Annotated in this window: 13 protein-coding genes; 9 read left to right on the plus strand and 4 right to left on the minus strand. The window is 63.0% G+C overall.

Translation table 11 applies throughout. From position 1 onward, the window contains the following. Nucleotides 1–81: 81 nt before the first annotated feature. The 3 genes from zwf to OZ911_RS05030 are packed head-to-tail and all read left to right on the plus strand — an operon-like array spanning nt 82 to nt 2,949. Nucleotides 82–1,551, plus strand: coding sequence for a glucose-6-phosphate dehydrogenase (gene zwf, locus OZ911_RS05020; RefSeq protein ID WP_023048430.1), 1,470 nt, complete (start codon nt 82–84; stop codon nt 1,549–1,551). Further along, complete coding sequence (pgl, locus tag OZ911_RS05025) at nt 1,538–2,251, plus strand: 6-phosphogluconolactonase (protein ID WP_023048429.1); 714 nt, start codon at nt 1,538–1,540, stop codon at nt 2,249–2,251. The genes zwf and pgl overlap by 14 nt, the downstream gene beginning before the upstream one ends. Nucleotides 2,252–2,268: 17 nt before the next feature. Beyond that, nucleotides 2,269–2,949 carry a bifunctional 4-hydroxy-2-oxoglutarate aldolase/2-dehydro-3-deoxy-phosphogluconate aldolase gene (locus OZ911_RS05030; RefSeq protein ID WP_023048428.1) on the plus strand — a complete coding sequence of 227 codons (681 nt, stop codon included), beginning with the start codon at nt 2,269–2,271 and terminating at the stop codon, nt 2,947–2,949. A gap of 114 nt (nt 2,950–3,063) precedes the next feature. On the opposite strand, the gene leuA is transcribed toward OZ911_RS05030, so the two are convergent. The 4 genes from leuA to OZ911_RS05050 form a co-directional block, all read right to left on the minus strand. Then, nucleotides 3,064–4,737 (minus strand): 2-isopropylmalate synthase, encoded by a 1,674-nt coding sequence (leuA, locus tag OZ911_RS05035; RefSeq protein ID WP_023048427.1) that lies wholly within the window; start codon nt 4,735–4,737, stop codon nt 3,064–3,066. Between the two features lie 441 nt (nt 4,738–5,178). Next, nucleotides 5,179–6,006 (minus strand): M23 family metallopeptidase, encoded by an 828-nt coding sequence (locus OZ911_RS05040; protein WP_016485104.1) that lies wholly within the window; start codon nt 6,004–6,006, stop codon nt 5,179–5,181. Between the two features lie 3 nt (nt 6,007–6,009). Next, nucleotides 6,010–7,389, minus strand: a complete 1,380-nt coding sequence (xseA, locus tag OZ911_RS05045) for an exodeoxyribonuclease VII large subunit (protein ID WP_024717654.1) — start codon at nt 7,387–7,389, stop codon at nt 6,010–6,012. A 205-nt stretch (nt 7,390–7,594) separates the two neighbouring features. Next, nucleotides 7,595–8,473 carry a LysR family transcriptional regulator gene (locus OZ911_RS05050; protein ID WP_016485106.1) on the minus strand — a complete coding sequence of 293 codons (879 nt, stop codon included), beginning with the start codon at nt 8,471–8,473 and terminating at the stop codon, nt 7,595–7,597. 97 nt (nt 8,474–8,570) lie between these two features. Here OZ911_RS05050 and OZ911_RS05055 point away from each other — a divergent pair, with 97 nt between their 5' ends. The 6 genes from OZ911_RS05055 to tadA all read left to right on the plus strand — a co-directional run bounded on the left by OZ911_RS05055 (nt 8,571) and on the right by tadA (nt 15,270). Beyond that, nucleotides 8,571–9,326 carry a sulfite exporter TauE/SafE family protein gene (locus OZ911_RS05055; protein WP_023047717.1) on the plus strand — a complete coding sequence of 252 codons (756 nt, stop codon included), beginning with the start codon at nt 8,571–8,573 and terminating at the stop codon, nt 9,324–9,326. Between the two features lie 47 nt (nt 9,327–9,373). Further along, complete coding sequence (locus OZ911_RS05060) at nt 9,374–9,931, plus strand: hypothetical protein (RefSeq protein WP_016485108.1); 558 nt, start codon at nt 9,374–9,376, stop codon at nt 9,929–9,931. Between the two features lie 86 nt (nt 9,932–10,017). Continuing rightward, nucleotides 10,018–11,487, plus strand: coding sequence for an IMP dehydrogenase (gene guaB, locus OZ911_RS05065; RefSeq protein WP_012270723.1), 1,470 nt, complete (start codon nt 10,018–10,020; stop codon nt 11,485–11,487). A gap of 78 nt (nt 11,488–11,565) precedes the next feature. After that, on the plus strand, nt 11,566–13,143 hold the full coding sequence (guaA, locus tag OZ911_RS05070) for a glutamine-hydrolyzing GMP synthase (protein ID WP_016485109.1): 1,578 nt from the start codon (nt 11,566–11,568) through the stop codon (nt 13,141–13,143). A 265-nt stretch (nt 13,144–13,408) separates the two neighbouring features. After that, nucleotides 13,409–14,791, plus strand: a complete 1,383-nt coding sequence (locus tag OZ911_RS05075) for a multicopper oxidase family protein (protein ID WP_070086495.1) — start codon at nt 13,409–13,411, stop codon at nt 14,789–14,791. Further along, complete coding sequence (gene tadA, locus OZ911_RS05080; protein WP_023047716.1) at nt 14,791–15,270, plus strand: tRNA adenosine(34) deaminase TadA; 480 nt, start codon at nt 14,791–14,793, stop codon at nt 15,268–15,270. The genes OZ911_RS05075 and tadA overlap by 1 nt, the downstream gene beginning before the upstream one ends. Nucleotides 15,271–15,296: the final 26 nt, after the last annotated feature.

The following is a 15,296-nucleotide window of genomic DNA, read 5'->3' on the forward strand; positions in this document are numbered from 1 at the left end:
TGTGGTTTTTACTACATTATCCCTTGAAAACCGTATGTGAAAGCGGTATTCCTAGACCAACTTTAGGAAAGAACCTACATCATGGCTGCAATCAGTGTCGAACCTTGCACATTTGCCCTGTTTGGCGCCCTCGGTGACCTGGCATTGCGCAAGCTGTTTCCTGCGCTCTACCAGCTCGACCGGGCTAACCTGCTGCACCCCGACACGCGCCTGCTGGCGCTGGCCCGCGAGGCAGGCAGCGCACAGAAGCACCTGAACAGCATCGAAGCCCACTTGCGCCGGCATGTGCCCGAGGCCGATATCGAGCCTGCTGCATTAGGCCGTTTCCTGGCCCGGTTGAGCTACCAGCACCTGGACTTTCTGCAACCCGAGGGTTACCAGGCACTGGCCGAGCAGCTGCCGGGCGAACTGCCGCTGATCGCTTACTTCGCCACGGCGGCAGCGGTGTACGGGGCCATTTGCGAGAACCTCGACAAGGCCGGGCTGGCTCCGCGTACCCGGGTGGTGCTGGAAAAGCCCATCGGCCACGACCTGGAGTCGTCACGCCGGGTCAACGATGCCGTGGCACGGTTCTTCCCCGAAAACCGGGTTTACCGCATCGACCACTACCTGGGCAAGGAGACGGTACAGAACCTGATTGCGCTGCGCTTCGCCAACAGCCTGTTCGAAACCCAGTGGAACCAGAATTCCATCTCCCACGTGGAGATCACCGTGGCCGAAAAGGTGGGTATCGAAGGCCGCTGGGGCTATTTCGACAAGGCTGGCCAGTTGCGCGACATGATCCAGAACCACCTGTTGCAGTTACTGTGCCTGATCGCCATGGACCCGCCGAGCGAGCTGTCCGCCGATGCCATTCGTGACGAAAAGGTGAAGGTGCTCAAGGCCCTGGCACCGATCACTGGCGAGGGTTTGAGCACCCGAGTGGTGCGTGGTCAGTACATTGCCGGCTACAGCGAGGGCAAGCCGGTGCCGGGTTACCTGGAAGAAGACAACGCCAACGCCAGCAGCGACACGGAAACCTTCGTCGCCCTGCGTGCCGACATCCGCAACTGGCGCTGGTCGGGCGTGCCGTTCTACCTGCGTACCGGCAAGCGCATGCCGCAGAAGCTGTCGCAGATCGTCATTCACTTCAAGGAAACGCCCCACTACATCTTTGCCCCGGAACAGCGTTTGCAAGTCGGCAACAAGCTGATCATCCGCCTGCAACCGGACGAGGGTATTTCTTTACGGGTGATGACCAAGGAGCAGGGCCTGGACAAAGGCATGCAACTGCGCAGCGGCCCGTTGCAGCTTAATTTTTCCGACACCTGGCGCAGCACGCGGATTCCGGACGCTTACGAACGCCTGTTGCTCGAAGTGATGCGCGGTAACCAGAACCTGTTCGTGCGCAAGGACGAAATCGAATATGCCTGGAAGTGGTGCGACCAGTTGATTGCCGGCTGGCGTAATGCAGGCGATGCGCCCAAGCCTTACGCGGCGGGCTCCTGGGGGCCGATGAGCTCGATAGCTTTGATCACACGCGATGGGAGGGCGTGGTATGGAGATATCTGAATTGAATTTTCCAGCGACTGTGAAGGTTCACGACCTGGCGGATGCCAAGGCGTTGGCTGCCACCCTGGCCCATGATGTTGCCGAACGCCTTCGTGCAGCGATTGCTGCCAAGGGCCAGGCCTGCGTGGTGCTGTCGGGTGGCCGCAGCCCGGTGCCATTCCTTGAGCAGTTGGCCAGTGAAACCCTGGACTGGGCCAAGGTCACCGTCAGCCTGGCCGATGAGCGCTGGGTGCCGGTGGAGCACGCTGACAGCAACGCCGGGCTGTTGGCCCGCCACCTGCTCAAAGGCGCGGCAGCCAAGGCCCGCTTTGTCGGCCTGTACCAGCAGGCGGACAACCTCGATACCGCAGCTGGCAAGGCCGACCAGGCTCTGCTTGCACTGCCGCCAATCGACGTGCTGGTACTGGGCATGGGTGATGACGGCCATACCGCCTCGCTGTTCCCTGGCAGCCCAAACCTGAAAGCAGGCCTGGACCTCGCCAGCGGGCGTCGCTGCCTGCCGTTGCTGGCGCCGAGCGTGCCGCACCAGCGCCTGTCGATGACCCGCTCGCTGCTGGCCAGCGCCGCCTTCACAGCGCTGTCCGTGCAAGGGCCGGGCAAACTCGCTACCCTGCGCGCCGCGCTGGCTGGCAACGACCTTACTGAAATGCCGATTCGCGCTTTTCTTCACGACCCCCTGGACATCTACTGGTGCCCATGAGCCAAGGATCCACTGTCATGACCACCCTCGAACGCCCACAGCCAAAGCTCTCGATGGCCGCCAAAGCCGCCCGGATCGACGCCATTTGCGAACAGGCGCGCATCCTGCCGGTAATCACCATCGCCCGTGAGGAAGACATCCTGCCGCTGGCCGATGCCCTGGCCGCCGGTGGGATCCGTACCCTGGAAGTGACCCTGCGTTCGCAGCATGGGCTCAAAGCCATTCAGGTGCTGCGTGAACAGCGCCCGGAGTTGTGCGTAGGCGCGGGTACCGTGCTCGACCGCAGTATGTTCGCCGCTGTCGAGGCTGCCGGAGCACAGTTCGTCGTTACCCCGGGCATTACCCAGGACATCCTGAAGGCGGGCGTGGACAGTGAAATCCCGCTGCTGCCGGGCATCAGTACGCCATCCGAAATCATGATGGGCTATGCCTTGGGCTACCGCCGGTTCAAGTTGTTCCCGGCCGAAATCAGCGGCGGCGTGGCGGCGATCAAGGCCTTTGGTGGCCCGTTCGGCGATATTCGCTTCTGTCCAACCGGCGGCGTGAACCCGGCCAACGTGCGTAACTACATGGCCTTGTCCAATGTAATGTGCGTGGGGGGTACCTGGATGCTCGACAGCAGCTGGATCAAGAACGGCGATTGGGCGCGGATCGAAGCGTGCAGTGCCGAGGCGATGGCGCTGCTGGACGCCAACTGAATTTGTTGTGTGCTTTACGGCTTGTGGGGCGCTTGGTCGGCGCCCCTTTTTTTTGCCCCGAATAATGGAAAAAGCCCGCTTTCAACAGCGGGCTTTTTCTTTTCGCAAGCGTGCTCAGGCTGCCTTGGCATCCTGCTGGCTCAGCGAGCGGTTCAACGCGCTGAACAGTGCCTTGAAGCTGGCCGTGGTGATGTTTTCATCGATGCCCACGCCATGCACCGGGCGGCCACCGGCCACGCGCAGTTCAATGTAGGCTGCGGCCTTGGCATTGGTGCCTGCGCCAATGGCGTGCTCGTTGTAGTCCATGATCTCCACGGCAATCGGCAGGCCGGCTACCAGGGCTTCGAGGGCACCGTTGCCCTTGCCGCGCCAGTGCAGGGTGGTTTCGCCTTCACCGGCAACTTCCACTTCCACGGCGCTGTGGCCGTTTTCTTCCTGCAGGCGGTGGCTGACCAGCGCGTATGGCGCGTTGGCCTGGAGGTATTCCTTGTGCAGCAGGCTGTAGATCTGCTGGGCGGTCATTTCCAGGCCGAGGCGGTCGGTTTCACCCTGAACCACCTGGCTGAACTCGATCTGCATGCGGCGTGGCAGGCTGATGCCATATTCCTGTTCGAGCAGGTAGGTGATGCCGCCTTTACCCGACTGGCTGTTGACGCGGATAACCGCCTCGTAGCTGCGGCCGATGTCGGCCGGGTCGATTGGCAGGTACGGTACCTCCCACAGTTCGCCTTCCTGCTGCTTGGCGAAACCCTTGCGGATGGCATCCTGGTGCGAGCCGGAGAAGGCAGTATGGACCAGGTCGCCCACGTACGGGTGGCGTGGGTGCACCGGCAGCTGGTTGCACTCTTCGACCACCTTGCGCACGCCGTCGATGTCGGAGAAGTCCAGCAACGGGTCGATGCCTTGGGTGTAGAGGTTCAGGGCCAAGGTCACCAGGTCGACGTTACCGGTACGCTCGCCATTGCCGAACAGGCAGCCTTCGGCGCGGTCGGCGCCGGCCATCAGGCCCAGCTCGGTGGCAGCAATACCGGTGCCACGGTCGTTGTGGCAGTGCAGGCTGATGATCACGCTGTCGCGGCGGCTGACATTGCGGCAGAACCACTCGATCTGGTCGGCGTAGATGTTTGGCGTGGACACTTCCACCGTGGCCGGCAGGTTGAGGATGATCTTGTGCTCAGGCGTCGGGTTCCACACCTCGATGACTGCATCGCAGACTTCCTTGGCGAACTCCATTTCAGTGGCGCTGAAGGTTTCTGGCGAGTACTGGAAGGTCCACTGGGTTTCCGGCTGCTGGGCAGCGTACTTGACGAACAGCTTGGCGGCGTTCACCGCGATGTCTTTTACGCCTTGCTTGTCCTGGTTGAAGACAATGCGGCGGAACGACGGGCTGGTGGCGTTGTACAGGTGGACGATGGCCTTCTTCGCACCGCGCAGCGATTCGAAGGTGCGTGCGATCAGGTCTTCACGGGCCTGGGTGAGCACCTGGATGGTGGTGTCGTCCGGGATGTGGCCGTCCTCGATCAGGGTGCGAACGAAGTCGAAATCGGTCTGCGAGGCAGACGGGAACGACGCTTCGATTTCCTTCACGCCCACCTGCACCAGGGTCTTCCAGAAGCGCAGTTTCTTCTCCGAATCCATCGGCTCGATCAGCGACTGGTTGCCATCACGCAGGTCGGAGCTGCACCAGATCGGCGCGGCGGTGATGGTCTTCGACGGCCAGGTACGGTCAGGCAGGTCGATGGTCGGAAAGGCGCGGTATTTCTTCGAAGGGTCTTTGAGCATGGTCATGGAAGCAATCCTTTTGTGTGCGGCCGAGATCGGGCCTGCCGAGCGATAACGAGATGAAGAGGCGAGGCGACGCGATTCAGCCTGGTAGTCGGGCGCTGACCAGGCAGAGGCTGCGATGTTGTCGGAGCAGGATGAGGGTGCTGAAGGTTTTCATGCCCTCAACCCTAACCAGAGAGGTCAGGGATGGCAAGTGTCCAGAAAAAATTGAGAGAAATGCTTAAAAAAAGCGATTGGGCGAGATTTTATGGCTGTAATTTGTTGAGTGTTTCGTGTTTTTTGCGCGGTATATTTCGATGGCGCAACCCAGTGGTAAGGGTGCTGCCTGTGCTGGCCTCTTCGCGGGTAAACCCGCTCCCACAGGGATCGCGCCGCATTTGAAAGCTACGTCGTACCTATGGAGCGGGTTTACCCGCGAAGAGGCCAGCATAGGCAGCGCAGGTCTCAGGGTTGGAACGCGCCGATGAAAATAGCCGGGTCCACCCGCGCATCATTCAGGCTGACGTTCCAGTGCATGTGCGGCCCGGTTGCCCGCCCGGTCGAGCCCACGCGCCCGACCACCTCGCCACGGCGCAGTGATTGCCCCACCTGCACATCGATCTTCGACATGTGGCAGAACATGCTGATAAAGCCCTGCCCATGGTCGACGAACACCGTGCGGCCATTGAAGAAGTAATCCCCCACCAGGATCACCTTGCCATTGGCCGGTGTCTTGATCGGTGTCCCCGCTGGCACTGCAAAGTCCAGCCCGGCATGCGGGTTGCGCTCTTCACCGTTGAAGAAGCGGCGCACGCCGAATTTGCTCGACAGCGGGCCGTTGACCGGCTTGTCGAGGACCAGGTTGCTTGGCAGGGTCGGGCTGAAGCTGCGGTAGGCCTTGATCTGTTCGGCCAGCTCGCGGTCGATGCGCTTGAGGTCGGCCGGGTTCGGGTTGACCTGGCGAGTGTTCTTCAGCGTGATGCGCTGTTCCGGGTATTTCTTGCTCCCGACGCTGAAGGGCAGGGTGCGGCCGTCCTGGCTCAGCACGGCAGTGCCGGGCTTCTGGGTCAGCGGGATGCCGACGATGGCCAGCCAGTTGTCCTGCTCCTTCACCACCAGCACCGGCTTGCCGTCGAAACGGGCGCTGGGCGCGCTTGTGGCGGGGCCCAGGTCAACCACCGCCACGCCACCCGGCACCGGCTTGTTCAGTGTGCGGGTGATATAGCTGGCCTGGGCGCCGCCGGCGAGCAGCACGAGGGAGAGGGCGAGCAGGGGCGCGAGCAGGCGGGGCATGTGTCAGTCCAGTAATGAGAGGGTGACCGGGGTCAGGTGGTTGTCTTCGACCCGCACCTGCAGTTCGCCTTCGTTCAGGCGGGCGGTCAGGCGCTGGCCATTGCGGGTCTGTTCGGCACTGCGAATGGCCTGGCCCTGGTCGTCCAGCAGGATGCTGTAGCCGCGGGCGAGGGTGGCCAGCGGGCTCACCACCTGCAGGGTTTGCAGTTGGGCCTGGAAGCGTTGGCGGCGGTCTTTCAGCACCTCGCGCATGGCCCGTGGCAGGCGCTCGGCCAGGCTGTCCAGGCGCTGGCTCAGCAATTTCAGGTTGCGCCCCGGGTGCTGCGCGGCCAGGCGCGTGTCCATGCGTGCCACGCGCTCGCGGCGCTGATTGAGGCTGAGCATGAAAGCGCGGCGCAGGCGCATGTCCAGGTCGTCCAGGCGCTGGGCCTGCTGGCGCAGGCGTTCGCCCGGGTGGCGCAGGCGCCGGGTCAGTGATTCCAGGCGCAGCCGGTCATGGGTCAGGCGGTTCTGCATGCGCAGCAGCAGGCGCCGCTGCAGGCCGTCCAGCCGTTGCTGCAAGCCACTGTTGTCGGGGGCCAGCAACTCCGCGGCGGCAGACGGCGTGGGTGCCCGTACGTCGGCAACGAAGTCGCTGATCGACACATCGGTTTCATGGCCCACGGCGCTGACGATAGGGGTGACGCAGGCGGCTACGGCACGCGCCACGGCTTCTTCGTTGAAGCACCACAGGTCTTCCAGCGAACCACCACCGCGGGCCAGTATCAGCGCGTCGAAACCAAGGCTGTCGGCCAGGCGAATGGCGCGCACGATCTGCGCGATGGCTTCACGGCCCTGCACCGCCGTGGGAATCAGGTTCAGCTCCACTTGTGGAGCGCGGCGGCCGAACACGCTGATGATGTCGCGGATCACGGCGCCGGTAGGCGAGCTGATGATGCCGATACGTTGAGGGTGGGCCGGTAGCGGTTTTTTGCGTTCGGCGCTGAACAGCCCCTCGGCACTGAGCTTTTCCTTCAGCGCCTCGAAGGCCAGGCGCAGTGCGCCGTCGCCGGCCGGCTCGACGGTGTCGAGGATCAGCTGGTAGTCGCCACGCCCTTCAAACAGCGAAACCTTGCCGCGTACCCGCACTGCCAGGCCGTCGCGCAGCGCCTGGCGCACCCGCGTGGCGTTCTGCCGGAACAGCGCGCAACGCACCTGGGCGCCGCTGTCCTTGAGGGTGAAGTACATGTGGCCGGATGCCGGGCGGGCAAGGTTGGAGATTTCGCCTTCCACCCAGACGCTGCGGAACACGTCTTCCAGCAGCACGCGGGCGCGGCCGTTGAGTTGGCTGACGGTAAGGACCTCACGGTCCAGGCCGAGTCGTTCGAAGGGGTCTTTGATCATGGCAGGCATCATAAAGGACATCCGCCCCGGTTGTCTGTCTTGCCCCTACTGCCAGCCTTGACCCAATCCTTGTGGAGGCGGCCTTACGTCGCGAAAGGGCCGCAACGCGGCCCCGGCACTTCATGCGGCGAAGCTGAAAACCTGGGGCCGCTTCGCAGCCCTTTCGCGACGCAAGGCCGCTCCCACAAGATCGCAGCCGGTGCCTTCAGCCCTGCATCGTCGCCACGAACTGCCGCACCATCTGCCCTGCATCGCGACGACAGGCCAGTGCCACTGTGCTCTGGCAATCACCGTCCAGCGCCACGAAGCTGACTGAAGCCGGCGCAATCTCACGCATGCACTGCGGCAACAGCGCCACCCCGAACCCCGCCTGAATCAGCTGCAACTGCGTGGTCTTGCGCGACAGCACCTGCGCCGCTTGCGGGAAGAAGCCTGCCTCCATGCACAGCGAAGCCGACAGGTAACTCAGCCCGCCACGGTCCCGGTGCGGGATGGAAATGAAGCGCTCTTCCCTCAGCTGCTCCAGTTTCACCCGTGGCGCGCTGGCCAAGGGGTGCCCGGCAGCGACCGCCAGCAACAAGGGTTCGCTGAACAGTTCATGCAGCACCACACCTTCGTGCTGACGCAGCACCGGCAACCGCAGCAGGCCGATATCCAGCCGCCCGGCAGCAATATCTTCCAGCTGTGCCTCCGAAGACTGCTGCGCAATCTCCAGCGAAACCCCCGGGTTGTCTTTCAGGTAGTCGGCCAGGCGAGCCAGCAGCGTGCCGGTCAGCGGCACGGTACTGGAATGGTTCAGGCGCAGACTGCCTTGCAACCCCTCGCCAATGTCGCGGGTTACCCGCTCGGCTTGTGCAAGGTCGGCCAGCAAGCGCCGCGCCCGTTCAAGCAATGCTTCGCCGGCCAGTGTCAGGCGTGGCAGGCGCGCGGTGCGTTCGAACAGCGGCGTGCCCAGTTGCTGCTCCAGCTCCTTGATCTGCCGGCTAAGCGCCGACTGGGCGATGTACAGCCGTTCGGCGGCAGCGCTGAAACTGCCGCACTCGGCGATTTCAACGAAGTAACGCAACTGGCGGATCGAGGTCATGCCATGCCTTTTTGAGATGGGTTTGACAGTAAAGGCATATTAGTCGGCATGGCTCGTGTCTGGCTAATCTTTGCCTGTCTTCCCAGGAACCGCTGCCATGCTCGCCCAACTGTCGTTTTCCGGCCTCGATTGGCTACCCATCCTGCTGGGTGTCGGCGTTGCTTATGTCGTATTCGGCATTGCCGGTTTCGGTACCGCGCTGGTGGCCGGGCCGATATTGATCCATTTCATGCCGTTGTCGCGCATCATCCCGCTACTGGTGCTGCTGGACTTCGTTGCCGCGTTCGGCAACCTGCTGCCGTCGCGCCGGGATGTGGTGCGCAGCGAGTTGTTGCGGCTGTTACCGTTCATGGCCCTGGGCTGCACGTTGGGCGTGGTGTTCCTGCTGCAACTGAAATCCGACCTTTTGCTGCTGTTGATGGGCGTGTTCGTGACCGCCTATGCGTTATACGGGCTGGCAGTGAAGGCCCGGCCGGCCACCCTGTCAGGCTTGTGGGCGGTGCCGATGGGTACGGCAGGCGGGTTGTTCGGGGCGCTGTTCGGCAGTGGCGGGTTTCTTTATGCGCTTTACCTGAGCGCACGGCTGGAGGTAAAGGAACAGGTTCGCGCCACCCAGAGTGCGCTGATCAGTTGCAGTACCGTAGTGCGCCTTTCGCTGTTCCTGATCGCCGGTGTCTATGCCGACCAAAGCCTGCTGCTGCTCGCAGCCTGCTTGCTGCCAGTCATGTTCGTCGGCCTCTGGGTGGGGCGCCGGCTGACCAACCGGTTGTCGCGTGAGGCTTTCGTTCGCCTGGTCACCTGGCTGGTGCTGGCCAGTGGCCTGGCGTTGATCGGTCGCTACCTGAGCGCCTGAGCGGTAGAATTGCGCCATTACCGGCGTTTTTCAGGCTTGTCCCGTTCATGAACACCCAGAGCATCATCGTTCCCAAGCTGTCCACCGTCCCGGTGCATGAAGCCCGCGCGCGCGCCATCGTGCGCTGGCTGGTGCGCGAAAAAGTCGTCGAAGAGCAGCTGACCACCTGTGGCCGCACCGGCAACCGCATGGGCCATGCCCTGGCTGCAGGGGCGCGCAAGGTGGCCCTTCATCCGGAAAAACTGCCCTTCGATCAGCCGGTCAACGGCATGGAGGTGGTGCTCAAGCGCTGCATCTACACCCCCACCGAAGGGTTTCTCGAAGAGGCCGGTTGCCCGGAGTGCCGGCGCGAGGTGGGCGAGCCGCTGTTCGAAAGCCTGGAGGAGTGGACGCCGGCGGTGACCGACAACTTCACCTGCCCGCTGTGCGGCTTTGAAGATGACATCAATGGCTTCATTTACCTGCAGCCATGTGCCTTTTCCAACCTGGGGTTCATCTTCAACAACTGGGGCGAGGCCGGGTTCACCCAGGCCTTTCTCGACAGCTTTGCCGACTGGCTCGACCAGCCGGTGACCGTGGTGCAGGTAAAACTGCCACAAGGCTGACCGAAGGCCCTTATTTTGCATTGAGCGGCGCGCCGTGGATGAGTATAATGGCGCGCTTCCATTTTTCCCGCCCGGGAGCCCCCGCGATGCTGCGTATCAGCCAAGAAGCCCTGACCTTCGACGATATCCTCCTTGTACCTGGTTATTCCGAGGTACTGCCTAATGAAGTCAGCCTCAAGACCCGTTTGACCCGTGGCATCGAGCTGAACATTCCGCTGGTTTCCGCCGCCATGGATACCGTGACCGAAGCGCGTCTGGCCATTGCCATGGCCCAGGAAGGCGGCATCGGCATCATCCACAAGAACATGACCATCGAGCAGCAGGCCGGCGAAGTACGCAAGGTCAAGAAGTTCGAGGCTGGCGTGGTCAAGGACCCGATCACCATCGAAGCCGACGCCACCGTGCGTGACCTGTTCGACCTGACCCGCCTGAACAACATTTCCGGTGTTCCAGTGCTGGCGAATGGTGACCTGGTCGGTATCGTCACCTCCCGTGACGTACGCTTCGAAACCCGCCTGGACGCCAAGGTCCGCGACGTGATGACCCCCAAAGAGCGTCTGGTCACCGTCCGCGAAGGCGCCGACAAGAACGAAGTCCGCGAGCTGCTGCACAAGCACCGCCTGGAAAAGGTCCTGATCGTTGACGACAAGTTCAACCTCAAGGGCATGATGACCGTCAAGGACATCGAAAAAGCCAAGGCTTACCCGCTGGCCAGCAAGGACGACCAGGGTCGCCTGCGCGTTGGCGCTGCGGTCGGCACCGGCAAGGACACCGGCGAGCGTGTTGCCGCGCTGGTTGCCGCTGGCGTTGATGTGGTGGTGGTCGACACCGCACACGGTCACTCCAAAGGCGTGATCGACCGCGTTCGCTGGGTGAAGGAAACCTACCCGCAAGTGCAGGTGATCGGCGGCAACATCGCCACCGGCGCCGCAGCCAAGGCCCTGGCCGAAGCTGGCGCTGACGCCGTCAAGGTCGGCATCGGCCCAGGCTCCATCTGCACCACCCGTATCGTTGCCGGTGTCGGCGTGCCGCAAATCAGCGCCATCGCCAACGTTGCTGCCGCACTGGAAGGCACTGGCGTGCCACTGATCGCCGACGGCGGTATCCGCTTCTCCGGTGACCTGTCCAAGGCCATTGTTGCCGGTGCTTCCTGCGTGATGATGGGTTCGATGTTTGCCGGTACCGAAGAGGCCCCAGGCGAAGTCGAACTGTTCCAGGGCCGTTCCTACAAGGCCTACCGCGGCATGGGCTCGCTGGGTGCCATGGCACAGGCGCAAGGCTCGTCGGACCGTTACTTCCAGGACTCCTCGGCCGGCGCCGAGAAGCTTGTTCCTGAGGGGATCGAAGGCCGTGTGCCTTACAAGGGCGCCCTGGCTGCGATCATCCACCAGCTGATGGGCGGCCTGCGTTCGTCCATGGGCTACACCGGCAGCGCCACCATCGAAGAGATGCGCACCAAGCCGGAATTTGTACGCATCACCGGTGCCGGCATGGCCGAGTCCCACGTGCATGACGTGCAGATCACCAAAGAAGCCCCTAACTACCGCGTAGGCTGAGGCTTCCAGCAATACAAGCATGCGGGGCTGTCACGACAGCCCCGCGTCGTTTCCGATTTCCACTGACGAGATTGAGTCATGGCCCTCGACATTCACGCTCACCGCATCCTGATCCTCGATTTCGGTTCCCAGTACACCCAGCTGATCGCCCGCCGCGTGCGCGAAATCGGCGTGTACTGCGAACTGCACCCGTTCGACATGGACGATGAAGCGATCCGCGAATTCAACCCGCGCGGCATCATCCTCGCCGGCGGCCCCGAGTCGGTCCACGAAGCCAACAGCCCGCGCGCGCCGCAGGCCGTGTTCGACCTGAACGTACCCGTGCTGGGCATCTGCTACGGCATGCAGACCATGGCCGAGCAGATGGGCGGCAAGGTTGAAGGTTCCGACCTGCGTGAGTTCGGTTATGCCCGCGTGGACGTGGTCGGCAAGAGCCGCCTGCTCGACGGCATCGAAGACCACGTTGACGCCGATGGCGTGCTGGGCCTTGATGTATGGATGAGCCACGGTGACAAGGTCACCCAGATGCCCGGCAACTTCCATGTACTGGCCAGCACCCCGAGCTGCCCGATCGCCGGCATGTTCGACGATTCTCGCGGCTACTACGGCGTGCAGTTCCACCCGGAAGTGACCCACACCAAGCAGGGCGGTCGCATCCTGTCCCGTTTCGTGCAGGACATTTGCGGCTGTGAAGCCCTGTGGACCGCCTCCAACATCGTTGAAGACGCCATCGCCCAGGTGCGTGCGCAAGTCGGTTCGGCCAACGTCCTGCTGGGCCTGTCCGGCGGCGTTGACAGCTCGGTGGTTGCTGCACTGCTGCACCGCGCCATCGGCGACCAGCTGACTTGCGTATTCGTCGACAACGGCCTGCTGCGCCTGCACGAAGGCGACCAGGTGATGGCCATGTTCAAAGAGAACATGGGCGTCAAGGTGATCCGCGCCGACGCTGAAAAGCAGTTCCTCGACAACCTGGAAGGCGAAGCCGACCCGGAGAAGAAGCGCAAGATCATCGGCCGCACCTTCATCGACGTCTTCGACGCCGAAGCCAGCAAGCTGGATAACATCCAGTTCCTCGCCCAAGGCACCATCTACCCGGACGTGATCGAGTCGGCTGGCGCCAAGAGCGGCAAGGCCCACGTGATCAAGTCGCACCACAACGTGGGTGGCCTGCCGGAGGAAATGAACCTCAAGCTGGTCGAGCCGCTGCGTGAGCTGTTCAAGGACGAAGTGCGCAAGATTGGCCTGGAACTGGGCCTGCCGTACGACATGGTCTATCGCCACCCGTTCCCGGGCCCGGGCCTGGGCGTGCGTATCCTTGGTGAAGTGAAGAAGGAATACGCCGACATCCTGCGTCGCGCTGACCACATCTTCATCGAAGAACTGCGCAAGGCCGACTGGTACCACAAGACCAGCCAGGCATTCGTGGTGTTCCAGCCGGTCAAATCGGTGGGTGTTGTTGGCGACGGCCGTCGCTACGCCTGGGTCGTGGCCCTGCGTGCCGTCGAAACCGTGGACTTCATGACCGCGCGTTGGGCACACCTGCCATACGAGCTGCTGGAAACTGTCAGCGGCCGTATCATCAACGAAATCGACGGTATCTCGCGCGTTACCTACGACGTGTCGAGCAAGCCGCCGGCCACCATCGAGTGGGAATAAGTTGAGCCACAAGGGCGCCGCAAGGCGCCCTTGTTGTATCTGTCGCCTGTCCCGGCCCCTTCGCGGTAAAACCGCCCCCACAAAGTGCTGCACAAGCCTCAATCACTGTGCGGTCCCTGTGGCAGCGGGTTTACCCGCGAAGAGGCCAGCCCAGGCAAAACAAGACTTCACTTAATCTTTCGCATTTGCAGGTGTATCGTATTCGCCCTTCATTGCCAGCCACTGCTGGCAGCTTGATTGCGCCGAACACGAGGTACCCGCACCGATGTCCTTCACCCGTCGACAAATGCTCAAAGGCCTGACCGGCCTGGTTGTGGTTGGCCTGGGCGCCGGTGGCGCGGTGCGTTACTGGCTGGGCAAGGTCGAAGATGACAACGCCGGGCATGATTACGAGCTGATCGCGGCGCCGCTGGACGTCGAACTGGTGCCGGGCTTCAAGACCGAGGCCTGGGCCTTCGGCCCGTCGGCACCGGGCACCGAGCTGCGTGTGCGCCAGGGTACCTGGCTGCGGGTACGCTTTATCAACCACCTGCCGGTGGAAACCACCATCCACTGGCATGGCATTCGCCTGCCGCTGGAAATGGACGGCGTGCCCTACGTGTCGCAACTGCCGGTCAAGCCAGGCGAGTACTTCGACTACAAGTTCCGCGTGCCGGATGCCGGCAGCTACTGGTACCACCCGCATGTCAGCAGCTCCGAAGAGCTGGGCCGCGGCCTGGTCGGCCCGTTGATCGTCGAGGAGCGCGAACCTACAGGGTTCCAGCATGAGCGCACGTTGAGCCTGAAGAACTGGCATGTGGACGAGCAGGGTGCCTGGCTGCCTTTCAGCATCCCTCGCGAGGCGGCGCGTAACGGTACGGCTGGGCGGCTGATCACCATCAACGGCCAGGCCGACTCGGTCACCGAGCTGCCGGCCGGCCAGGTGGTGCGGGTGCGCCTGCTGAACCTGGACAACACCTGGACCTACCGGCTCAACCTCAAGGGCAACTGCGAGGCGAAAATCTACGCGCTCGACGGCAACCCGGTGACCCCGCGGCCGCTGGAGGATGAGTACTGGCTCGGCCCCGGCATGCGCATCTGTCTGGCCATACGTATTCCCGAAGCGGGTGAAGAAATCTCCCTGCGCGACGGTTTCGTGCGCCTGGGTACACTGCGTTCAGTGCCCAGTAACGACGCCGCGGGTGGCTGGCCGCCAGCGCTGCCGCCCAACCCGATCGCCGAGCCGGACCTGGAGAATGCCGAAAAGCTCAACTTCAATTTCGAGTGGGCGGCCAGCGTCTCTGTCACCCCCGACCCGGACAAACCGTCGAGCATGTGGCAGATCAACGGCCAGGCCTGGGATATCACCGACAAGACCTGCGCCGACCGCCCCATCGCCACGTTGAAAAAGGGCAAGAGCTACATCTTCGAGCTCAAGAACATGACCCAGTACCAGCACCCGATCCACCTGCACGGCATGAGCTTCAAGGTGATCGCCTCCAACCGTCACGACATCAAAGAGCCGTGGTTCACCGACACCTACCTGCTGGGCAAGAACGAGCGCGCCCAGGTAGCGCTGGTGGCGGATAACCCGGGTACCTGGATGTTCCACTGCCACGTCATCGACCACATGGAAACCGGCCTGATGGCCGCGATTGCGGTGGTCTGATGCGCCCGCAGATCATCGATCGCAGCCGTGATCAGGAGTTCATGCAACTGGCCCTGGCCCTGGCGGCCGAGGGCGCGGCCCTGGGCGAGGTGCCGGTGGGCGCGGTGCTGGTGCAGCATGGGCAGGTGATCGGCCAGGGGTTCAACCGGCCGATCATCGACAGCGACCCCAGCGCGCATGCCGAGATGGTGGCCATCCGCGCAGCGGCGAAAACAGCCAGTAATTACCGGCTGCCCGGCAGCACCCTGTACGTGACCCTGGAACCGTGCAGCATGTGTGCAGGGCTGATCGTGCATTCGCGGGTGATGCGGGTAGTATTTGGCGCGCTGGAGCCCAAGGCAGGCATTGTGCAGAGCCAGGGGCAGTTCTTCGGCCAAGGCTTCCTCAACCATCGGGTGATGGTGGAGGGCGGGGTGCTGGCGCAGGAGTGTGGGCAGATCCTCAGCGATTTCTTCAAGGCCCGCCGGGCCAAGACCTAGCGTTCCAGAAAGGCCCGCATGGCAAT

The sequence above is a fragment of the Pseudomonas fortuita genome (genome assembly GCF_026898135.2).
In the GTDB taxonomy this organism is placed as follows: domain Bacteria; phylum Pseudomonadota; class Gammaproteobacteria; order Pseudomonadales; family Pseudomonadaceae; genus Aquipseudomonas; species Aquipseudomonas fortuita.